The following is a 21051-nucleotide window of genomic DNA, read 5'->3' as shown; positions in this document are numbered from 1 at the left end:
GAGGAAGGCAGGATGAAATTCAGTGAACAGTGGCTGCGCAGCTGGGTTAACCCTCAGGTCAGCCGTGAAGATTTAGTCGCTCGCCTGTCAATGGCGGGCTTGGAAGTCGACAGTGTCAGCGCCGCAGCAGGCGAGTTCAGCGGCATCGTTGTTGGTGAAGTATTGAGCACCGAGCAGCATCCGGATGCCGACAAGCTGCGTGTATGCCAGGTCAGCAATGGTGCTGAGACATTCCAGATCGTCTGCGGCGCACCGAATGTGCGTCCAGGCCTGAAGATCCCGTTCGCCATGATTGGTGCGGAATTGCCGGGCGATTTCAAGATCAAAAAGGCCAAGTTGCGCGGCGTTGAGTCCAACGGCATGCTCTGCTCGGCTGCTGAACTGCAAATCAGCGAAGAAAATGACGGCCTGCTTGAGTTACCGGCTGATGCGCCAGTGGGCCAGGATGTTCGCGAGTACCTGAATCTCAACGACGCCAGCATCGAAGTCGACCTCACGCCTAATCGCGGTGACTGTCTGTCGCTCGCTGGCCTGGCGCGGGAAATTGGTGCGCTTTATGCCGCGCCAGTTACACGTCCTGAAGTGACTGCAGTCGGCGCCGTCCATGACCAGGTGCGCCCGGTTGAAGTGCTGGCCCCGCAGGCTTGCCCGCGTTACCTAGGCCGCGTTGTGCGCAATGTTGATTTGTCCAAGCCCACACCGCTGTGGATGGTCGAGCGTCTGCGCCGTTCGGATATCCGCAGCATCGATGCGGTGGTTGATGTCACCAACTATGTGATGATCGAACTTGGTCAGCCAATGCACGCGTTCGACCTTGAGCAGATCAATGGCGGTATTCGTGTACGCATGGCGGAAGAGGGCGAAAAGCTTGTTCTGCTCGATGGCCAGGAAGTGACTCTGCGCAGTGATACGCTGGTTATCGCCGATCACCAACGCGCCCTGGCAATCGCCGGCGTGATGGGTGGCGAACACAGCGGTGTTGCCGACACCACCCGTGACCTGTTCCTTGAAGCTGCTTTCTTCGACACCATTGCGATTGCCGGTAAAGCGCGATCCTATGGCCTGCATACTGATTCTTCGCACCGCTTTGAGCGCGGCGTTGACTCGCAACTGGCCCGCGAGGCCATGGAGCGCGCGACCGCTCTGTTGCTCGACATCGTCGGTGGCGAAGCCGGTCCGATTATTGAAGTGGCCAGCGAAGCTGATCTGCCCAAGGTTGCCCCGGTCACGCTGCGTGCCGAGCGTATCGAACAAATGCTCGGCTTGAAGATGGATGATGCCGAAGTGGCGCGCTTGCTGACGGGGCTTGGCCTTGATGTGAGTGCTGCCGGTGCAGGTCAATGGCAGGTTGCTGTGCCAAGCCATCGTTTCGATATCAGCCTTGAGGTTGACTTGATCGAAGAGCTGGCGCGTCTTTACGGCTATAACCGTTTGCCGGTGCGTTACCCACAAGCGCGTCTGGCTCCGCAAACCAAGGCCGAGGCTGCTGTCGAGTTACCGGCGTTGCGTCGTTTGCTGGTTGCCCGTGGTTATCAGGAAGCGATCACCTACAGCTTCATTGATCCGAAAATGTTCGAGCTGTTCACGCCGGGCGTTGAGCCATTGATGCTGGCTAACCCGATCTCGGCCGATATGGCAGCGATGCGCTCATCCTTGTGGCCTGGCTTGATCAAGGCGCTTGAGCACAACCTCAATCGCCAGCAGCCGCGCGTGCGTTTATTCGAAAGCGGGCTACGCTTTGTTGGCCAGTTGGAAGGGCTCAAGCAAGAGGCAATGTTGGCGGGTGTTATTACCGGGCGCCGCTTGCCTGAAGGTTGGGCGCATGGCCGTGATGATGTTGATTTCTATGACATCAAGGCTGATGTAGAAGCGCTGCTGGCAAGTGCCGGCGCTGCAGATGCGTTCAGTTTTGTATCAGGCGAGCATCCGGCGCTGCATCCGGGTCAAACCGCACGTATTGAGCGTGATGGCTGCCTGGTTGGTTATGTGGGTGCCATTCACCCTGAGCTGGCTAAAAAGCTCGATCTCGACCAAGGCGTGTTCATGTTCGAGTTGGTCTTGAGCCAGGTTGTTCAGGGACGTATGCCGGCATTTGCCGAGTTGTCGCGCTTCCCAGAAGTGCGTCGTGACTTTGCACTGGTGGTTGATCGTGAGGTTCCAGCGGCTGCTTTGCTGGGATTAATCCGTGAAACAGCAGGGGAATGGCTAACAGACCTCAAGCTATTTGACGTGTATCACGGTAAAGGTATTGATCCTCATAGAAAAAGTCTTGCAGTTGGCTTGACCTGGCAGCATCCATCGCGCACTCTTAATGACGATGAGGTGAGTACCACTACACAGAATATCCTCACCTCCCTAGAACAAAGGTTCAACGCCACGTTAAGGAAGTAGCGTATGGGGGCTCTGACGAAAGCTGAAATGGCCGAACGTCTGTATGAAGAGCTAGGCCTGAATAAACGGGAAGCCAAGGAGTTGGTTGAACTGTTTTTCGAAGAGATCCGGCAAGCGCTGGAGCTCAACGAACAGGTCAAGCTTTCAGGGTTCGGCAACTTTGACCTGCGCGATAAGCGTCAGCGTCCCGGTCGTAATCCAAAAACGGGGGAGGAAATTCCTATCACGGCTCGCCGTGTAGTGACTTTCCGTCCCGGCCAAAAACTTAAAGCCAGGGTTGAGGCTTATGCTGGAACCAAGTCATAACGACGAATTACCTGTCATACCAGGCAAACGGTATTTCACGATCGGCGAGGTTAGCGAACTCTGTGCTGTCAAACCGCATGTATTGCGGTATTGGGAGCAGGAGTTTCCCCAACTTAACCCGGTAAAAAGGCGCGGCAATCGCCGGTATTATCAGCGTCAAGACGTGCTGATGATCCGTCAGATTCGTGCGCTTCTTTACGACCAGGGCTTTACGATTGGCGGCGCGCGACAGCGCTTGTCAGGTGATGAAGCCAAAGACGACACCACTCAGTATAAGCAGCTTATCAAGCAGACTATTACCGAGCTGGAAGACGTTTTGCATGTGCTTCGTCATTAGAGAATCGAAAGCAAAAGGTTCCATAATTCAGGACCTTATTGTATGATTCTCGACGTTTTCAAGGTTAGGGTAAAAGCTGATCTCACCTAGTCGGGGCGTAGCGCAGCCTGGTAGCGCACTTGCATGGGGTGCAAGGGGTCGAGTGTTCGAATCACTCCGTCCCGACCAAATTATAAAGAGGGATCAAGCACTTAGCGGCTTGATCCCTTTTTTGGTTTAGGGGGCGCGAAAAACTTGCGCAAATGCGCGCAAAACTATCCAGTGATTTCACTGATATTTAGGTCAGGGATTGCATCAGAGCAAACGATTTCTGCGTGGTCTTTCTGGTAGTTTTTTGTCATCCCCTCGGTTGTGTGCCCCGCAATCTTCTGCCCGTCCTTACCGGCTTTCTTGTACAGGTGAAGAGTGTAGTGGTCTAATGAAACCGGACACCCATTTAGGCGAGAATACTCGTCAGAACGAGGTGTCATATGACCAAGCAACGCCGTACCTTTTCCCCTGAATTCAAACGCGAGGCTGCTGATCTCGTGCTCAAGCAAAACTACAGCTTCATCGAGGCCAGTCGCTCACTGGGTATTGGTGAGACAGCTCTGCGTCGTTGGGTCGATCAGCTCCAGCAAGAGCGAACAGGCTTGACGCCTAAAAGTAAGGCGCTGACTCCAGAGCAGCAAAAAATCCAAGAGCTGGAAGCTCGGATTGCTCGGCTCGAGCGAGAGAAATCGATATTAAAAAAGGCTACCGCGCTCTTGATGTCGGAAGATCTCGAGCGTTCGCGCTGATCCATCAGCTAAGCGCCCATGAACCTGTTGACTGTTTGTGCGAGGTGTTCGAAATCACCCGCTCGACTTACTACGCCCATCGCCTCAGGCGGCGTTCTCCGGGTGTTGAGAGAATTCGATTACGCAGTCGAGTCAACGAACTGTTCACCCAGAGTCGAAGCGCTGCTGGCAGCCGCAGTATCGTGTCGATGATGCAGGAAGAAGGTGAACAAATCGGGCGCTTCAAGGTGCGTGGTTTGATGCGGGAGCTGGGGTTGATCAGCAAGCAGCCGGGCTCGCATGCCTACAAAAAAGCAACGATTGAGCGACCTGACATTCCAAATACGCTGAATCGTGAGTTCAACGTTCCCGAGCCAAACAAAGTTTGGTGCGGTGACATCACCTACATCTGGGCGCAAGGGAAATGGCACTACTTGGCCGTGGTTATGGATCTCTATGCTCGCCGGATAGTGGGTTGGGCGTTGTCAGGAAACCCGGATGCTGACTTGGTCACCAGGGCGCTGGATATGGCCTATGAGCAACGCGGGAAGCCTCAAGGGCTGCTGTTTCATTCGGATCAGGGGTCGCAATATGGAAGTCGCCACTTCCGTCAGCGCCTGTGGCGGTACCGCATCAGCCAGAGCATGAGTCGCCGGGGCAATTGCTACGATAACTCGCCGATGGAGCGTGTATTTCGAAGCTTGAAAACCGAGTGGATACCTTCAGTGGGTTATATGTCGGTTCAGCAGGCGCAACGGGACATCAGCCATTACTTGATGCATCGCTACAACTGGATACGGCCTCATTTATTCAATGGCGGGCTAGCGCCCGCTCAGGCTGAGCAGAAACTTAACGTCGTGTCCGGGATTAGTTGACCACTACAACTTCGCCTTGGCACCGAACAATATAGAAGCGATCACTAGGCCCATGCCGATCAGATGGCCTGCAGACAATAACTCGCCCAATACGAGCATGCCGATCAATGCTGCACTGACAGGCATCACCCCAGTGAATAGGCCTGCCACGTTGGCTGGGACTTCTGAGATACCCCTGTACCACAACAGGAAGGACAGCACGCTAGCGGTAATGGAGTAGAGCAGAACCCAATACCATAGCTCTGCGTCAGGAGCGCTCCAGTCAAAAGCAATTGCCTGGGGAATAGCGAGAGGAAGGAAAAGCAGTGCGCCTACGAGGTTAACGCCAAACGCCATGCTCCAAGGGTGAACAGACAATGACAGGCGACGAGAGAAAACCGCAAATAGTGCTTCAGCAAGAACCGCGCCTAGTACAAGCGCGTTACCTAACATGCTGCTCTTTCCAGAGGAGCTTGCGTCTTGCAAGTTCAAAAGAGAAATGCCGAGCACAGCAAGTGCGATAGCAATTGCGCCTCTACCATCTACTCGTTCACGAAGCCATAGCCATGCTAGAAGCGCGATTACTGATGGAAGTGCGCTTGTGATAATCCCTGCGCTTGTCGCCGACGTATAAACTACACCGTAGAGCATAAAGAGACTGAACAGAAAGCAGCCAAAGAATGACTGCATAAAAAGTCCGCCCCAACTAGACGTGTTAAGCCCTTGGCGAAATGCCGGCTTTAGCATTCCTGGGGCAAGAATGAGTGTTGCAATCGAAAATCGCAGAGCCGCGAAGAGAAACACGGGAAGCTCTGCTACAACTATCTTGCCGATACCGATATTACTACCCACCATGCACATTGAGAGCGCAAGACATATATAGGCTATTATTGGCATCTTAGAAATTCCCTGTTGCATGACTCTCCCTATGCATCTATAGGCTTGCCTGTATACAAAGCTAGTTTCTCGCCCCGAGGATTTTTGCTCCCACTCGCACCATGGTTGCTCCATGCGAAACTGCGCATAAATAGTCGCTACTCATACCAATGCTAAGCTCGGGCAGCCCATATGTATCCTTGACTCCCTTCATACGCAAGAAGTATGGGGATGGATCAAGACCTGCCGGGGGAATGCACATAACCCCAGATATGTTCAGGTTGTAGTCCTCCGTGCATATACGAAATAATTTTTCGAAGTCCTCTGGTAGCACGCCCGATTTTTGTGGCTCTTGGCCGATATTAATTTGAATCAGGCAACTGACATTTCTACCTTGCATGTCGATTTCTTTGGCGACTCGCATTGCAGTTTCTGGCCTATCTATGGAGTGGATTACATCGAACAGTTTGACGATATCCTTAACCTTCTTTGACTGCATCGCGCCTATGTAATGGAGACTAACGTCATTGAATTCCATTGCAAGGACTGACCACTTTTCCTGCGCCTCCTCTAACCTGCTTTCACCGAAGGTGCGATGGCCATCTTCAAGCAAGGGACGGATCCGCTCAACACCGTGAAATTTTGATACTACGACTAACTGCACTTTCCTAGCTTGCTCCGTTCGGCCTTCGAGTTCGGAGCTGATCTCGCTATTGACAGTTCGATAGTTCCGAATTACGTCATTCATTGGCTAGCACCTGGACGCCAGCTTCAGCTACGGATATCTTCATTATGGTCTTAACTGTGATACCGGTCTCTTTGAGAACCCGTTCAACTCCACGGTTGTCGACCTTCTCTACCACGCAAACAACTTCGCCAACAGTTCCACCGGCTTCACGAATTGCCTTAATTAAGGCAATCAATGCACCACCTGTGCTTATGGTGTCATCAATGATCGCGACGGTATCTCCCGGAAGCACGCCATTTAAGTACAAGTCACCTCGAAAGTATTCGGATTCAATCTTTACCTTTACCTCGTTGTGAGTACCCAGGCTATAGGGATACCAGCGAGCAATAGCCAGCGGAGTGTTTGTCATGACAGAGACCAGCGTGGCCAATGGCGCACCTTTGTCTTCCTCCGTCACGATCTTGTCCACATTGAAATTGCCAGCCTTGACCACCTCCAAAGCGGCTTCCCAGAGCACCTTGGGCCGTAGTGCAGGCAGCTGATCTGTGAACTCGTTGACTGTCGTGAAATGATTACCTGATTTAACTACTTTGGCAGATGTGTATACGTCCTTGAGAAGCATATATCCCTCCTTAGAGCATCAATATAAACTTTATTAGCTACCGTTATATTCAGGGTAAACCCCTGACCAACGACTCTTATATTTCCATGCAGAGTCGAAGAATAGAGTCACTATCACTTTGCCTGTGATATCTCTGGAAAGCTGTTCACAGACATACAAGTTAGCTCCGCATGTAGGCCCTATGCCAAGCTGCTCCTCCTCAATGAACTGCTTCATTCGGCTCCACGAGTGAGTACCGTCGACGACAACTACCTCGTCGATGACTTGCTCATTGGTATTGCAAGATAGTACGCCCGCGCCTAACCCCATCATATTGTGAGGCTTATGCTGGAAATCTAATTTATTCTTCTTAGCATACAAAGGTGCGGATTTATCTACCTCAATACCTATAGTTTTTATATTGGGATATCTAGCTTTGAGAACCTCAGATATTCCCGAGAAAGTACCGCCAGTCCCAATTGAGCACACAAAATAATCGGGCGTTACTTTCTGCTCTTCTAGCTGGGCGACAATTTCGTTGCCACACTGGGTCCAAGCTGACTTATTGAGTAAGCTAGAGCCTTGATCCAAGAAGTAGAATTTGTCTACGGGCTTATCTGTAACGTAGTCTTTGGCGGCCAGCACCGAACCGCTTAGAAACTGATCCTTGTCGGTTTCTATTATCTCAGCTCCAAGCTCGCGAATTTGATTCTTACGTTCTTCGGTCATTCCCTCAGGCATAAAGATCACGACGCTATAGCCTTTCATCTTTCCAATCCATGCGAGGGCAGCACCACCGTTTCCGGTGGAGCAATCAACCAGAGTCATTCCTGGAGTGATCTTGCCAGCAGCTTCAAGCTCCGCAACCATGTGCAGGAACGTTCTGTCTTTATGGCTCCCTGTTGGATTCATAAACTCGCATTTTGCAAAAATTGTGTTGCCATTTGCATTGGCGCTATTCACTCGATGCAGTTGAGTGTTGCCGACGTGGTGAAGCTCAGCCTTTGTTAGCATAAATGTATAACTCCATCGTCCTTGATGACTCGAGCGACTCAATATGCAGTCCATAAAAAGCCGGACCGAACCTTATTAAAGTTTCGTTATTGGAGGTTTTAATGAGATGGATCTTCCTGGCCATGAGCGCATTGCGGAGGTCAAATAGGCAAAGTGGAAGATCGCAGGGCTAGCGGGGAAACTAGTCATTGGGTACATCCTTGATTTCTCCTGCCTGCAAATTTCGCAGTGGCTGGAAGCTCAATTCCTATGAGACTTAAGTTCGTATCGTGCCTGATACAACTGGGCGCAAGACTGGAGACGCCGCAAATTCGGACAGCTACTCGGGAGTCACCAGCTTTTGCAAAGTGACATTTAGGTGCACCGGGATAGTTCTCTATTTTTTTTCAAAACACAAGATAAGAAATTACTTGTCGCATTATGGCTACAGAGGCTATAGCGATTCACTTACATGCGAGTGGTTCCATTTTAGCGCCGGGGTCAGCAACAGGGGGGATATTCGACCCACACGCGCTGCTGATGAAATGCCTGATCGACGATCCCGGGCATTATCGCTAAGGCGGCGTGGGCGTGATGAAGGGGATCAGGTGGTGCATATGGCCCCACCAGCCAATCGCGTGAGTAAGCTAATGCGCGATCTACTGCATTAGCTGGGAATAACCGATCAGCCCCCGCTGATTGCCAGTTGCGTTTTTCACTACGAGTTCGAATTTATCGATCCCTTTTCCGATGGTAATGGGCGTATGGGACGCCTGTGGCAAACCTTGATTCTGAGCCGTTGGCAGCCACTAATCGCGCATGTGCCGGCAGAAAGCCTGGTGTACGCGTATCAAGCCGAGTACTACGCGGCTATCAATGACAGCACCCGGCAAGCCGACAGCGCGCCGTTTATTGTGTTTATGTTGAGCATGTTGCGCGATGCGATTCTAAGTATTACTCCCCAAGTCACACCTCAAGTCCCCCCCCAAAAGTCGCTGGGCTGATCAAGTATGTGGTCGGCGAGGTCAGTTGCGAGGAATTGCAAGCCGCGCTGGACTTGGCTGACCGCAAACCTTTCCGTGAGCGCTATCTGCGCCCAGCGCTGGATGCCTAGTTGATTGCCATGACATTACCTAACAAGCTGATTAGTCGCTGGCAACGGTATTACCTGACTGAGTTGGGTAAGCAGTGGCGAGGGCGATAGCCATGCGGACTATTTCTTTTGCAGGATGGAGAGCTACCCGTACCTTTGTCATTCGGCAGGTTTCATTCCTGGCTCCCGGAATGTCAGGTGGTGCCTCAGTATCTGGCCAATTTTGTCGTTCGTAATGGGCAGCAACTGCCCAATAGAAGCTGAGCATCTGAACAGTCCACAACTCATATTGCTCTTGGGTTAGGGAGGGGGGGGGCGTGCGCGCTCAGCTTGTGAAGACGAGGGTGAATGGTTAATATGCGAATACTTCTCAAATGCATTTTATGCCGCGCGTGATTATCTGCGCATAGGGCGGGTGTTGTGCCGCTGTTAACGGCTTGCAGAGCGTCCGCATCTGCTTTTCTCCGCGTATGTGTGATGTCAATGAGATCCAGGTCTGGCTTCGCGCTGGCCGAGCAGCTATTGGCCTGTTTGAGCCGCTGAATAACCGTAAAAACTGTGACACCTAAGAAGAAAAAACATGACTCCCCGAACCCTGCGTAATTGGTATCTGGTGCACAAGTGGACCAGTCTGATCTCGACGATCTTTCTGTTGATGCTGTGCTTGACTGGATTGCCGTTGATTTTCCATGAGGAGATCGAGCACTACTTTGAGCCGCACCCGGAGCTCAAGCCAATCACCGCACAAACACCGGCGATTGACTATGACGAGGTTATGGCCCGTGCCCTGGCGGCACGTCCCGGTGAGGTTGCGCGCTTTGTATTCTTTGAGAAGGATGAGCCGATAGGGGCGGTGCTGACTGCGCCGACGCTAGTGCCGCCGCCGGAGAATGGTCATATCCAGCCGTTCGATGCGCGCACCGGCGAGTTCTTTGATCCGCTGCCGCCGCCCGGTGGCTTTATGTACATCATGCTCAAGCTGCATACCGACATGTTCATGGGGCTGCCGGGTTATCTGTTTCTAGGTTTCATGGGCTTGTTGCTGGTGGCTTCCTTGGTGTCTGGCGCGGTGGTCTACACCCCCTTTATGCGTAAGCTGGACTTCGCCACTGTACGTACCCAGCGCAGCAAGCGCCTGAAGTGGCTCGACCTGCATAACGTACTGGGCATCGTTACCCTGGCGTGGGTACTGGTGGTCGGTTTGACCGGGGTGATCAACACCTTGTCGATCCCAATTCTAGGCTTGTGGCAGACGGGCCAGTTGGCTGAAATGACCGCGCCATACAAGGATCAGCCACCGCTTAAATCGCCGGGCTCGTTGCATGCGGCGCTTGAAACGGCGCGCAAGGCTGCGCCGGACATGGCGGTCAGTATCGTGGCTTTCCCGGGCACTCAGTTCAGCAGTCAGCATCACTATGCGGTATTTATGCGCGGCGCCACGCCGATCACTGAACGGCTGCTCAAGCCTGTATTGGTGGATGCCCAGACCAGCGAACTGACTGATATGCGAGAGATGCCGTGGTACGTAAAAACCCTGCTGCTCTCACAACCCCTGCATTTCGGTGACTACGGCGGCATGCCGCTGAAAATCATCTGGACCCTGCTGGACGTGATTTCAATTGTCATTCTTGGCAGCGGCCTCTATCTCTGGCTGGGTCGGAGAAAGTCATCTCTGGAGAAGCGCTTGGCAGAACTGGATGCAGGTGGGTTGGTCGCGGAGGGCAGGCAATGAGACGCGGAGTTTGGATGATCTTCCGTTGGCCGTTGCTGCTGGGATTGCTCAGTCTATTCGGTCTGGTCTCGGCGCTGGTTGGAGATGAGGTCTACGACTTGCTCTCTTGGCTGAGTCTGGGGCTGCCGCTGCTACTGGTTGGCTGGGTGTGCTGGTGTTTGCCGCGCCGCACTTAAATACACGGCAGCGTTGTTGCTCGGCGCTGCCGTGTTACTTGTTCCAGTCGCTTTAACTGCACAAATCTTCTAAACAGGATTTTCCCTAGCAAGGTAATTTAGACTTTCGCGCAGATTAAGCTTAACGCCCAGCACTGGAGTCATTCGTGGATAAACGCAACTGGATCGAGCTGGCCCAGGATGCCGAGACCGGGATTGAATCGATTCGGGCTCATTTTCAGGGTCATGCCTACGATCCGCACTGGCACGACAGTTTTCTGGTCGGCGTGACGGGTCAGGGCGTGCAGCAGTTCAACTGCCGGCGGGTTCGCCATCTGAGCACGCCCGGCAAGATATTCATGCTGGAGCCGGGTGAAATCCACGATGGCCATGCGCCGACCGAGGAGGGTTTTACCTATTCCATGCTGTACCTCGAACCGCATTGGCTGGAACGAGAGCTGCGCGCACTGTTCGAGCAGGCGCCGGCTGACAGTCAACTGGGGTTTGCCTCCATCCTGAGCCAAGACCCAAGGTTGTCGACAGCCATTAACCTGGCCTTTGATGCGTTGCATACCGGCGATTTACGCATTGTGCGTCAGAGCAGGATCGACGCCTTGCTGGACTCTCTCACCTGTCACCTTGATTGGCGAAAGCGTCAATATCGGGACCCACGCCTGCCATTGGTCGCCCAAGTTGCCCGTGATTACCTGCATGCCAATATCTGTGAAGACATCGGGCTGGATGATCTGGCGCAGGCCTGCGCAGTTGATCGCTTCCGCCTGACCCGGGCCTTCAAAGCCGCCTTTGGCTTGGCGCCACATGCCTATTTGATCCAGCTGCGCTTGGCCAGGGCCCGGCAATTATTGGCCCGCGGCGAGTTACCTGCACAAGTGGCCAGTGCGCTTGGCTTTGCCGATCAAAGCCATTTGGGTCGCTGGTTCCGACGAGCCTATCAACTCACACCTGCGGATTACCGCAAGCGTTGCTCAAAGCTTCCAGACTGATCGCTACAGGCTTGCAACCATGGGCTTCCTTATTGAATCGGAGTCCTTGCCATGGAGTTTTTGCTGCCTTTTTTGTTGTTTGCCTTTGTGGCTTCAGTCACGCCGGGGCCGACCAATATTCTGGTGCTGAGCCATAGCTCCCGGTTTGGGCTGGGGGCCACGTTGCCGATAATCTTGGGTGCGTGCATGACGGCGGCGCTTATCGTGTTGGTTGTCGGCCTAGGCGTGGGTGAAACACTGCTGCGCTTTGCGCGCGTACAGCAGGTGATGACTTGGTGCGCCGTGTTGTGGTTGAGTTGGTTGGCTTGGCAGATTTTTAACAGCCCGCCTGCGTCATTTGAAGTGAATGCGCCACGGAGCAAAGGTGTCAGTGTGCTCAGCATTGCAGCTCTGCAAGTGGTCAATCCTAAAGTCTGGATGATGGCGGTGGCTGTGGTGAGTGTGTTTGCCGGCAATGATGACAGGAGCGTGCGCGTGTTGCTGTTGGCGCTGTCCTTTCTGCTGGTCTCCTTGCCATGCATGACGTTGTGGGCGGTACTTGGTTTGGGCAGCGCTCAGCTTTTGAGTTCGCCACAGGCACAGAAGCGGATGAATCAGGTGCTGGCGTTATTGCTGTTCATGTCGGCCTGGTTGCCGCTATTGATCTAGATCAGAAAGGCCACGACCCTAAGGCCGTGGCCAGGCGCTTACTTGACGAATGTAGCGCCGCGGGTGTTGACGAAGATCGAGTAAATCGAGTGGCTGCTGGCCATAAACAGGCGATTGCCTTGCGGGCCACCAAAGCACAGGTTTGCACAGCGTTCTGGCAGCGATATGTGGCCTATGGCTTTGCCTTGTGGGTTGAATACCCGCACCCCATCAAGCTCTTCAGGCTTGCCCTGTGGCGAGCCATTGCTGCCCCAGCCGCACCAGAGATTGCCGGCTTCATCGCACTTGATGCCATCAAGCGCGCCGTATGCGCTGGCTTCAATGTGCTTCTTGCGCCCGCCCAGGGTGCCGTCGTCATTGACCGGGTAGGCCCAGACGAGTCGGTTGGGTTTGGCGCGACCTTCGACAATATAAAGCGTCTTTTCATCCGGCGAAAAGCACAGGCCGTTGGGGCCAGCAAGTTCATTGATTACCTGGGTGATTTTCAGGCTGTCGCCGTCGATGCGGTAGACGCCATGGGGCAACTCAGTCTGGATTTTATGACCTTCATATTCGTTGCCGGACTGGAAGGGTGGGTCGGTGAACCAGATTGAGCCATCACGCTTGACCACGATGTCATTCGGCGAATTGAAGCGTTTCCCTTCGAAGTTGTCCGCCAGCACAGTGATGCTGCCATCGTGCTCGGTGCGGGTCACGCGCCGACCTAGCTCGTGGGTGGTTGAGCCTTCGCAGGTTATCAAACGACCCTGGTTGTCGCAGGCCAGGCCGTTGGAGAAGTTCGATTGGTCGCGGTATACGCCAAGCGACTGGCTGATTTCGTCCCAGCGCATAATGCGGTTATTGGGAATATCACTGAGCAGCAGATAGCGACCTGCGCCCATCCAGACCGGGCCTTCAGCCCAGCGCAACCCGGTAGCCAGTTTCTCGACGCTGGCATTGAACAGGCGCAGGTCGAGAAAGCTATCATCCAGCGCTTCAACAGCAGGGTCTGGATAACGGGCGCTTAATGGCTCCGCTGCACGGGCAAGTTGGGGCAGTAAGGCACCCATACTGACGGCGGCAGCCGAGTAAGCGAGGCTGTGTTTGAGAAACAGGCGGCGAGAGTTGCCGATGATTGGCTTATCGTTCATAGGTATCCCTTTTGTTTTTATTGATCTGCGTAACGGCATAAGGCGAGAGTAAGGATACAAGATGTACGATGACTTGGTTATTTGTGGCGCGATATGTAAATTATAAATTAGTAAGCGCCTGAATATTAATGAATTAATCCTGATTGTTGTATGATGACTATTTGATTTTCCGCATAAATCGCATAGCCCTCGATGGCTATACCTATGACGCTGGTATTGCTTTAAGCAGGAAATCCCCAGTTCCAACTGCTGTGGGCAACTGCATCATGGGCATGCAAGCTTTCAGCATGAGTAACTTTAAGCGTGAAGCCGGTAATGCCCGGTTGTTCGCGCAGGGTTAGATCAAGGCGTCGAGCGGCGTCTTCACAGAACATCAAGTTTTGCCCGTTTGCCAGGGCAAATGCCTGTTCATCTGCGCGCTTGACGGCGGTTTGTACCGGCGTGCCCAGTGCTCGCTCAGCTCGATCAATGACGCTTTGTATCGCAAAGTCGGTCATTTGTGGTTCCAAGCGCAGCCGCATGTGGGCGGTGCTGCGTTGGCTGTGTGGAGTGGCGAGAATGCCGTCGGTGCTGCCGAGCCAGGCATGGACGTGCTCGAAGTCGATAGTCGCCGAGTTGAAGTCACGGGCAAAGCGTTGCTGGATCAATTGCCGCGCCAGTGCTGCCGAGCAGGGGCAGGTTGAGGAGTAGGCCAGTGTCAGCCCGAGTTCCAGGTGCAGGCCTTTGCTATCGAGGTTGGCGTCAATGGTGATTGGATAGGCTTTCCAGCCTGATAAAGCACTGATCAAGGCCGGGCGCTGGAGCAGCAGAGCCGAGCTGATTCTCAGTGATGCGCGCTGCGACAAGCCGGTATGACTCAGCAGGAAGTCGTTTAGGACTTCTTTGATCAAACAAGGTGAAAGTGGTTCTTGCGCAAGCTTTTGCAGCGCAAGGTACAGGCGCGACATATGGATACCACGCGCAGATTCATCATCGAGGCTAACGCCTGCATCCACCTTGCCGCTTGAGGGTTGCCCTTCGATCAGCAACGGCACATCGATATTACTCATCCCGACCCAATCCAGCGTTTGGCGTGCAGAGGCTGTTTGCGCTGCGATATCAGGCATTGTCTGGTGGTACATGGCTTGGCTGTTCATTGGAGGCTCTGGATGATCAATATGAAAAGGTATGGAATTCAGCGCCCGGCTGCTTGTATCCGCTGGCGACTTAAGTGCAAACAGGGCGCTAATTAGGCTTTGCTCAGGTGTTTTTCTTTCTGCTCCTGGCGTTCCTTGGCTTCGACGCTGAGTGAGGCCGTAGGACGGAAAAGCAGACGCTTGAGGCCGATGGGTTCGCCTGTCTCAATGCACCAGCCATATTCACCACGTGCTAAACGTTGCAATGCTTGGTCAATCTTGTTTAGCAGCTTTTTTTCGCGTTCAAGCAAGCGCAGTTGCCATTGGCGCTGCTCTTCGGCGCTGCCGACATCCATTGGGTCGCTGTTGGACTGTTGCTCGCGAAGCACCTGCATTTCCTCTTCAATGCGCTGCTGCAGCGCCAGGCGCTGGCGGTTTAGCAGTGCATAAAAGAAGGCCTGTTGGGCTTTGTTCATATAGGCATCGGCCGGTTGCTTGAGCAGCTGTTCCTCGGTCAAGCAGGGCTGTGTTGGGTGTGCGCAGTCGTCAGGGATGCTCATGTGTGTTCCGGCTCTAGTCGGGTTGCCAATATTCAGGTTAATTAGGTTATAACATAACAAAATCAAAGCCACGATAAAGCTTTTATGCGCTGTTCCTTGGTGGCTTGGTTTGTTGGCGGTTGATGATAATTGGCGCAAGCCGGGTCGATTTCGCGAGTTGGCGAGATCGACCTGCTTGGTTAAGTCAGTGTTCTAGGGGCGTGCCGGGTTTAGATCCTTGAGGCTTTTAACGGCGATACCGGGGAAGTCGGTGATGATGCTGTCGACCCCGAAATCGGCCAGTCGACGCATAAGTGCGGGTTCGTTCACGGTCCAGACAGACACATGCAAGCCAGCTTTCTGTGCTTTGGCCAAACGCTCCGGGGTGCAGATGGTCCAGTTGAGCACCAGATACTCACACTCATAATGCTGTGCAACCTTGATCGGGTCGAGCCAGGAGTATTCTGCGACCAGGCCGCGTGACAACTGCGGAGTCAGGCGCTTGAGTGCGCTGAGCACTTCCCGCGAGCTTGAGGTGACAGTGACTTTATCGCTGAGGCCGTATTGCTCGGCAAGCTTGGCGATGGCTTCGACTGTGCGTGCGGCGCGGACTTTCGAGGCGCTTTTGACTTCAAGCTGCCAATGCTCGAAGGCGCAGTGCTCAAACAGTTCACTCAGGGGGGGAATTGGGCAACTCTTGACCCAGCCTGGGCCGCCTTTGCGTGCATCGTAAGTGACCAGTTCATGGGCGTCGTGCTCAACCACTTTGCCTCGCCGGCCAGTGGTGCGCTTGAGGGTTGGGTCGTGGATGACCATCAGCTCGCCGTCACGCGACAGGTGCAAATCCAGCTCGCAGCGGTTGACGCCATGCTCAAGGCATTGTTGAAAGCTGGCCAAGGTGTTTTCAGGGGCTTCGCCTTTTGCGCCACGGTGTCCATAGATCAGCGTCACAGTTGCTCCTTGAGTTCGGGCTGATCACGGCGTCAGCGATGCTCTATTGATAAAGCCAGTTGCGCAGCGGGTCAAGCGCGCAGTGCGCTAATTCGCGGGATGTACAGGCATGTGGCGTACGCTATCGACGACATGGTCATACTCAAAATACACGCTGAACTCGCGGTAGTCCCAACGGGTGATCGGCGGCTGGCCGACAGGCTTATGTTCTTCATCGGCCAGGCCATAACGATTAAGCACTGAACTGCGTGATTCGCCACGCTTGGGCAGTGATTGCGCCTGGCTAGCGTCGCCTTGTTGGCCAACTGGAATGGTCAGGTTTTCGGCAAAGCTGCTGGTCAGTGGCAGCATCAGGCTAAGCGCCAGCAGGTTAGGCAGTAGGCGAGGCATAGCAGGATATCCTATTGGGTTCGTCAGCTTGGATCGGGTTGTTCAAGCGCCTGTCGACGCTCCAGGGCTTGACGTTGAAGGATATGCCGAGCGAGCAATTGGCGCTGTGCGTCGGTCAACGATTCGAACTCGGTACCGATTTCAAATTGACCGTCGTCAATGGCTTGGCAATGGATGACTTTGGCGCGCAACAACAGCCCCAGCGCCTGCGGCATTAGCACCAATTTAATTGCAAGGTGTGTCCCGGCTTCAACCGCTTGTGCGCTGTTGAAGCTCACGCCTCCTTCGGAGATTGTGACTTTTTTTGGCGGACCAATATCGCCCAAGAGGCTCTGTGCCACGGCTTGACCAAGCAGGTCGATACGTTTGTTGATCACCTTTAAATAGCTGGCTAGCGTGCGGTCGCGCTCGCTGATATGGCGTAGCAGATGCTGCGATTCAAAGTCGAGCACATGCAATTCGCTGAGCAGGTTAAACAGCGGGGAGTTGTCATGCAGTGCCTCGCCTGACAGCGCTTGAGTGTCTGAAAGGCAGCTAAATTCCAGTGCTAAGGTATCTTCGATACGATAGTATTCACGGCGATCTTGATCATCTTGAGTCGACATGGCGAACCCGTAGCAGCAGTGGTTGTCTGAGTGTAAGGCTGCTGACCCGACCTCGCCACATGGACGTTTCTCTTTTCTTCGAACAAGCCCTCAAAAATGTTCAAACCCCTGTTCGTATTTATCGGTACGCGATACACCCGCGCCAAGCGTCGCAATCATTTCGTTTCGTTTATTTCCCTGACGTCCATGATCGGGCTGGCACTGGGTGTGCTGGTGATGATCGTGGTGTTGTCGGTCATGAATGGTTTCGACCATGAGATGCGTTCGCGCGTGCTGGGCATGGTGCCCCACGCCACTATTGAAAGCCCAACGCCGATTGATGATTGGCGCAGTCTGGCTGGCAAGGCCGAGAACAATCCGCAAGTCTTGGCGGTTGCTCCCTTTAGCCAGATGCAAGGTCTGCTGACCCACGACGGCAAGGTGCAAAAAGTTCTGATCAACGCCGTCGACCCGAAAGAGGAGGCCAAGGTTTCGATCATTGATAACTTCTTCAAGCAAGGCAGCTTGCAGGCCTTGGCGCCGGGCGAATTCGGCATCGTCATTGGTGACAACGCGGCGAAGAAGCTCGGTGTTGGCCTTGGCGAGAAAATTACCTTTGTCTCACCTGAAATGACGGTGACGCCTGCCGGGATGTTCCCGCGGCTCAAGCGCTTTACTGTGGTTGGCATTTTCCATGTCGGGGCGGGTGAGATTGATGGTTATGTGGCCATGACCCATATTGAGGACTTGGCCCGCCTGCAACGTTGGAAGCCGGGACAGGTGCAGGGTATCCGCCTGAAGTTTGCTGATCTGTTCCAGGCGCCACGTACGGCCTGGCAGATATCGCAAAGCTTGGGTAATGGTGAGTATTACGCTCGTGACTGGACGCGCACCCACGGCAATCTGTATCAGGCGATCCGCATGGAAAAAGCCATGATCGGCTTGCTGCTGCTGCTGATTGTGGCGGTCGCCGCGTTCAATATCATTTCGACCCTGGTGATGGTGGTCAATGATAAGAAAGGGGATATCGCCATTTTGCGCACACTCGGCGCCACGCCGGGGCAGATCATGCGCATATTTATGGTGCAGGGCACTGTGATTGGCGTATTTGGCACCGCGATTGGCGCTGTGCTCGGTATCTTTGCCGCACTGAATGTCAGTTCGGCAATCGCTGGCCTTGAGCATTTGCTAGGCATCAAGTTTCTTAATGCCGATGTCTATTTCATTGACTATCTACCCTCGCAGCTATTGCCCGCGGATGTGGTGCAGGTCTGTGCTGCTGCGCTGGTGTTGAGTTTCCTCGCTACCCTGTACCCGGCCTGGCGTGCTGCACGCACCCAACCTGCAGAGGCATTGCGATATGAGTAATCAGATTAAAGGTGAGCACGTCATGCAGGATCAGGCTGTTCTAAGTTGCCGCAACCTCAGCAAAAGTTACGATGAAGGTCCGCAGTCGGTTGTGGTGCTTGATGACTTGCAGTTGGAATTGTTTCCGGGTGAGCGCGTGGCCATCGTTGGCAGCTCAGGCTCGGGTAAAAGTACCTTGCTCAATATGCTCGGCGGTCTTGATACGCCAAGCACAGGCAGTGTCTGGTTGGCCGGTGAAGAGTTGTCGGCGCTGAATGAAAAGCAGCGTGGTTTGTTGCGCAATCGTTCGCTGGGTTTCGTTTACCAGTTTCACCATCTGTTGCCAGAGTTCACCGCGTTGGAGAACGTCTGCATGCCGCTGCTGATCGGGCGTACCTCAATCAGCGAAGCACGCAGCCGCGCCACGCAATTGCTCACGCGTGTCGGACTTGGGCATCGCCTGTCGCACAAGCCTGCGGAGTTGTCCGGTGGTGAGCGCCAGCGCGTGGCAATTGCCCGCGCCTTGGTAAACCGCCCTGGACTGGTGCTGCTTGATGAGCCAACCGGTAACCTTGATCACCACACCGCAGAAGGTATCCAGGAGCTGATGCGTGAACTGAGCAGCTCTTCGCAAACGGCATTTTTGGTGGTGACCCACGACCTGGAGCTGGCCCAGCAGATGGATCGCATCCTGCGCCTTGAAGACGGCAAGTTGGTGGCTAACTGATGTTTCGCCCGCTGAGTATCTTTATCGGTGCCCGCTACACGCGGGCTAAACGCCGCAACCATTTTATTTCGTTTATCTCGCTGACCTCGATGATTGGCCTGGCGCTCGGCGTGCTGGCCATGATTGTGGTGCTATCGGTGATGAACGGCTTCCAAAAAGAGATGAGTTCGCGGATTCTCGGCATGGTGCCGCACGCCAGTATTTCAGCGGTTACACCGTTGGATAACTGGAAAGTCGTGGCTGATGCGGCGCAAAAGAATCCTGAAGTGATTGCCGCTGTCCCTTTTGCAGAATTGGAAGGGATGTTGTCCTTTCGCGGCGCCATGCAGCCCATTCAGTTGCAGGGAATTGACCCGCAACTTGAGCCCAAGGTGTCGATCATCGGCGATCACATGGTCAAAGGACGCTTGGCGGACCTGAAGCCAGGTGAGTACGGCGTGGTGATTGGTGAGATTACCGCTCGACGTTTTCGTTTGAATATCGGTGACAAGCTGGCGTTGATCGTGCCTGAGATCAGTTCGGTGCCGGGCGGTATTACCCCGCGCATGAAGCGCTTGAATGTGGTGGGCATCTTTAAAGTTGGCGCAGAGCTGGACAGCTCGCTGGCGCTGATTAACGTTGCCGATGCCGCAGACATTCAGCGCTACAAGCCGGGGCAGGTCCAAAGCGTGCGCTTGAAGGTCAAGGATCTGTATGCCGCGCCGCAGGTTTCGGCAGCAGTTGCCGCCAGCTTGGGCGCTGATTACCGCGCCAGTGACTGGACGCTCACCCAAGGCAGCCTGTTCAGCGCCATGAAGATGGAAAAGACCATGATCGGCTTGTTGTTGCTGCTGATTGTGGCCGTTGCGGCATTCAATATCATCGCGACATTGATCATGGTGGTTGCGGATAAAGGTGCGGATATCGCCATCTTGCGTACCATTGGCGCAACGCCACGGCAAATCATGGGTATTTTCATCGTTCAGGGGACTGTGATCGGCACTGTTGGCACCTTGATTGGCTGTGCGCTTGGCATTGTTGCCGCCCTGAATGTCAGTCAGTTGGTCGGCTGGATCGAGCGGGTCAGCGGCCAGCACGTATTCAGTTCTGATGTGTATTTCATCAGCAATCTGCCTTCGCAACTGCAGCTGTCCGATGTACTGCTGATTTGCGCAGCGGCATTTGGCCTGAGCTTTCTGGCGACGCTGTATCCATCCTGGCGTGCATCGCGCATTCAGCCTGCCGAGGCCTTGCGTTACGAGTAAGTTGGCAGGGTTCCAGACATAAAAAGCCGCTCATTTGAGCGGCTTTTTTGTTTCAGTCTGATTGCTTGTTGCGACGACGCTCCTGGCGTTTACGCCAAGCGTGCCTGACCCACCAGTGCCAGTATGCGTTGGTGGCGAAATAGCCGATAACAGCCAGGATCACACCGAGAGTGAAGGAGCCTAGGAAAAGTGGCTGCCAGTGGGTTTGTAGCACCTGGCCAACCCAGGCGAGGGTGACGTGTTCCGGAATATGCAGGGTCGGTGTGTCGATTAACCAGGCGCCGAATTTGTAGCTGCAATAAAACACCGGCGGCATGGTCAGGGGGTTTGTCAGCCAAACCAGGCCAATGGAGATCGGCATATTGGCGCGGGCAGGAATAGCAGTTAGCGCCGCTGCCAGCATCTGCATGGGCATTGGAATCATGGCCCAGAAAAGCCCGATAGCCATTGCCCGCGAGACTGAGTGGCGATTGAGGTGCCAGAGGTTCGGGTCATGCATGAGCGTCCCCAGAAAGCGCAGGGATTTGTTGCCCTTGATTCGATCTGGGTTAGGCATGTAGCGTTTGAATAAACGACGCGGCATGAAGG

The 21051-nt window shown here is 54.1% G+C and carries 24 protein-coding genes, 1 tRNA gene and 2 pseudogenes; 15 read left to right on the top strand and 12 right to left on the bottom strand.

Features of this window, described 5'->3' with window-relative positions:
• Positions 1-12 precede the first annotated feature (12 nt).
• The 4 genes from pheT to AACY26_RS00875 all read left to right on the top strand — a co-directional run bounded on the left by pheT (position 13) and on the right by AACY26_RS00875 (position 3202).
• Complete coding sequence (gene pheT, locus AACY26_RS00890) at positions 13-2391, top strand: phenylalanine--tRNA ligase subunit beta (protein WP_339510092.1); 2379 nt, start codon at positions 13-15, stop codon at positions 2389-2391.
• A 3-nt stretch (positions 2392-2394) separates the two neighbouring features.
• On the top strand, positions 2395-2697 hold the full coding sequence (gene ihfA, locus AACY26_RS00885) for an integration host factor subunit alpha (protein ID WP_003243414.1): 303 nt from the start codon (positions 2395-2397) through the stop codon (positions 2695-2697).
• Positions 2678-3034: a MerR family transcriptional regulator gene (locus AACY26_RS00880; protein WP_087517316.1), complete on the top strand. Its 357-nt coding sequence runs from the start codon at positions 2678-2680 to the stop codon at positions 3032-3034. Before ihfA ends, AACY26_RS00880 begins: the two co-directional genes overlap by 20 nt.
• A 91-nt stretch (positions 3035-3125) precedes the next feature.
• Positions 3126-3202 (top strand) — tRNA-Pro (locus tag AACY26_RS00875).
• Between the two features lie 86 nt (positions 3203-3288).
• Here AACY26_RS00875 and AACY26_RS00870 read toward each other — a convergent pair.
• Positions 3289-3441: pseudogene (locus AACY26_RS00870) on the bottom strand (integrase); the annotation flags it as partial.
• Between the two features lie 63 nt (positions 3442-3504).
• Here AACY26_RS00870 and AACY26_RS00865 point away from each other — a divergent pair.
• Positions 3505-4667 (top strand): IS3 family transposase gene (locus AACY26_RS00865; protein WP_339510090.1). Its coding sequence is split into 2 segments (ribosomal slippage): positions 3505-3760 and positions 3760-4667, totalling 1164 coding nucleotides; the frame shifts between segments, so codons are not numbered across the junction.
• A 3-nt stretch (positions 4668-4670) separates the two neighbouring features.
• Here the strand turns inward: AACY26_RS00865 and AACY26_RS00860 are convergent.
• From AACY26_RS00860 to AACY26_RS00845, 4 genes are read right to left on the bottom strand one after another with little or no spacing between them, the layout of a single operon-like run.
• Positions 4671-5564 (bottom strand): DMT family transporter, encoded by an 894-nt coding sequence (locus tag AACY26_RS00860; protein ID WP_339510088.1) that lies wholly within the window; start codon positions 5562-5564, stop codon positions 4671-4673.
• Between the two features lie 40 nt (positions 5565-5604).
• Entirely contained in the window at positions 5605-6270 is a 666-nt protein-coding gene (locus AACY26_RS00855; RefSeq protein ID WP_339510086.1) for a YggS family pyridoxal phosphate-dependent enzyme, read from the bottom strand.
• On the bottom strand, positions 6263-6832 hold the full coding sequence (locus AACY26_RS00850) for a phosphoribosyltransferase family protein (protein ID WP_339510084.1): 570 nt from the start codon (positions 6830-6832) through the stop codon (positions 6263-6265). The genes AACY26_RS00855 and AACY26_RS00850 overlap by 8 nt, the downstream gene beginning before the upstream one ends.
• A 33-nt stretch (positions 6833-6865) precedes the next feature.
• On the bottom strand, positions 6866-7825 hold the full coding sequence (locus AACY26_RS00845; protein WP_339510082.1) for a cysteine synthase family protein: 960 nt from the start codon (positions 7823-7825) through the stop codon (positions 6866-6868).
• A 650-nt stretch (positions 7826-8475) separates the two neighbouring features.
• Here AACY26_RS00845 and AACY26_RS21285 point away from each other — a divergent pair.
• The 7 genes and pseudogenes from AACY26_RS21285 to AACY26_RS00820 all read left to right on the top strand — a co-directional run.
• A pseudogene (locus AACY26_RS21285) lies at positions 8476-8547 on the top strand (hypothetical protein); the annotation flags it as partial.
• A 21-nt stretch (positions 8548-8568) separates the two neighbouring features.
• Positions 8569-8808 carry a hypothetical protein gene (locus AACY26_RS00840; RefSeq protein ID WP_339510080.1) on the top strand — a complete coding sequence of 80 codons (240 nt, stop codon included), beginning with the start codon at positions 8569-8571 and terminating at the stop codon, positions 8806-8808.
• An 8-nt stretch (positions 8809-8816) separates the two neighbouring features.
• Positions 8817-8918 (top strand): Fic family protein, encoded by a 102-nt coding sequence (locus tag AACY26_RS21280; protein ID WP_445261249.1) that lies wholly within the window; start codon positions 8817-8819, stop codon positions 8916-8918.
• A gap of 559 nt (positions 8919-9477) precedes the next feature.
• Positions 9478-10629: a PepSY-associated TM helix domain-containing protein gene (locus AACY26_RS00835; protein ID WP_339510078.1), complete on the top strand. Its 1152-nt coding sequence runs from the start codon at positions 9478-9480 to the stop codon at positions 10627-10629.
• Positions 10626-10805 carry a hypothetical protein gene (locus AACY26_RS00830; protein WP_339510077.1) on the top strand — a complete coding sequence of 60 codons (180 nt, stop codon included), beginning with the start codon at positions 10626-10628 and terminating at the stop codon, positions 10803-10805. Before AACY26_RS00835 ends, AACY26_RS00830 begins: the two co-directional genes overlap by 4 nt.
• 146 nt (positions 10806-10951) lie before the next feature.
• Positions 10952-11788, top strand: coding sequence for an AraC family transcriptional regulator (locus AACY26_RS00825; RefSeq protein ID WP_339510076.1), 837 nt, complete (start codon positions 10952-10954; stop codon positions 11786-11788).
• Between the two features lie 51 nt (positions 11789-11839).
• Positions 11840-12436 carry a LysE family translocator gene (locus AACY26_RS00820; RefSeq protein WP_339510075.1) on the top strand — a complete coding sequence of 199 codons (597 nt, stop codon included), beginning with the start codon at positions 11840-11842 and terminating at the stop codon, positions 12434-12436.
• Positions 12437-12474: 38 nt separating this feature from the next.
• On the opposite strand, the gene AACY26_RS00815 is transcribed toward AACY26_RS00820, so the two are convergent.
• From AACY26_RS00815 to AACY26_RS00790, 6 genes are all read right to left on the bottom strand, one after another.
• A complete protein-coding gene (locus AACY26_RS00815) occupies positions 12475-13566 on the bottom strand; it encodes an SMP-30/gluconolactonase/LRE family protein (RefSeq protein ID WP_339510074.1) in 1092 nt (363 codons plus the stop codon).
• 221 nt (positions 13567-13787) lie between these two features.
• Positions 13788-14702 (bottom strand): GTP cyclohydrolase FolE2, encoded by a 915-nt coding sequence (gene folE2, locus AACY26_RS00810; RefSeq protein ID WP_445261248.1) that lies wholly within the window; start codon positions 14700-14702, stop codon positions 13788-13790.
• 92 nt (positions 14703-14794) lie between these two features.
• The gene (dksA, locus tag AACY26_RS00805; RefSeq protein WP_339511654.1) at positions 14795-15199 is read right to left on the bottom strand and encodes an RNA polymerase-binding protein DksA; all 405 of its coding nucleotides are present in this window, start codon (positions 15197-15199) and stop codon (positions 14795-14797) included.
• A 234-nt stretch (positions 15200-15433) separates the two neighbouring features.
• Positions 15434-16171: a glycerophosphodiester phosphodiesterase gene (locus tag AACY26_RS00800; protein WP_339510073.1), complete on the bottom strand. Its 738-nt coding sequence runs from the start codon at positions 16169-16171 to the stop codon at positions 15434-15436.
• Between the two features lie 87 nt (positions 16172-16258).
• Positions 16259-16561 carry a phosphodiesterase gene (locus tag AACY26_RS00795; protein ID WP_339510072.1) on the bottom strand — a complete coding sequence of 101 codons (303 nt, stop codon included), beginning with the start codon at positions 16559-16561 and terminating at the stop codon, positions 16259-16261.
• A gap of 23 nt (positions 16562-16584) precedes the next feature.
• Positions 16585-17166, bottom strand: coding sequence for a PilZ domain-containing protein (locus AACY26_RS00790; RefSeq protein WP_339510070.1), 582 nt, complete (start codon positions 17164-17166; stop codon positions 16585-16587).
• 96 nt (positions 17167-17262) lie between these two features.
• Here AACY26_RS00790 and AACY26_RS00785 point away from each other — a divergent pair, with 96 nt between their 5' ends.
• The 3 genes from AACY26_RS00785 to AACY26_RS00775 are packed head-to-tail and all read left to right on the top strand — an operon-like array spanning position 17263 to position 20463.
• On the top strand, positions 17263-18513 hold the full coding sequence (locus AACY26_RS00785) for a lipoprotein-releasing ABC transporter permease subunit (RefSeq protein WP_339510068.1): 1251 nt from the start codon (positions 17263-17265) through the stop codon (positions 18511-18513).
• Positions 18514-18535: 22 nt separating this feature from the next.
• Positions 18536-19219, top strand: a complete 684-nt coding sequence (gene lolD / locus AACY26_RS00780; RefSeq protein ID WP_339511652.1) for a lipoprotein-releasing ABC transporter ATP-binding protein LolD — start codon at positions 18536-18538, stop codon at positions 19217-19219.
• A complete protein-coding gene (locus tag AACY26_RS00775; protein WP_339510066.1) occupies positions 19219-20463 on the top strand; it encodes a lipoprotein-releasing ABC transporter permease subunit in 1245 nt (414 codons plus the stop codon). The genes lolD and AACY26_RS00775 overlap by 1 nt, the downstream gene beginning before the upstream one ends.
• 52 nt (positions 20464-20515) lie before the next feature.
• Here AACY26_RS00775 and AACY26_RS00770 read toward each other — a convergent pair whose 3' ends face one another.
• The gene (locus AACY26_RS00770) at positions 20516-21046 is read right to left on the bottom strand and encodes a DUF2062 domain-containing protein (protein WP_339510064.1); all 531 of its coding nucleotides are present in this window, start codon (positions 21044-21046) and stop codon (positions 20516-20518) included.
• Between the last annotated feature and the right edge of the window lie 5 nt (positions 21047-21051).

Origin of the sequence: Pseudomonas sp. RL_15y_Pfl2_60, assembly GCF_963970595.1 — a bacterium.
GTDB lineage: Bacteria > Pseudomonadota > Gammaproteobacteria > Pseudomonadales > Pseudomonadaceae > Aquipseudomonas.
Note: the sequence above shows the minus strand (reverse complement) of the source record. Positions and strands in the feature narration are given on the sequence as shown.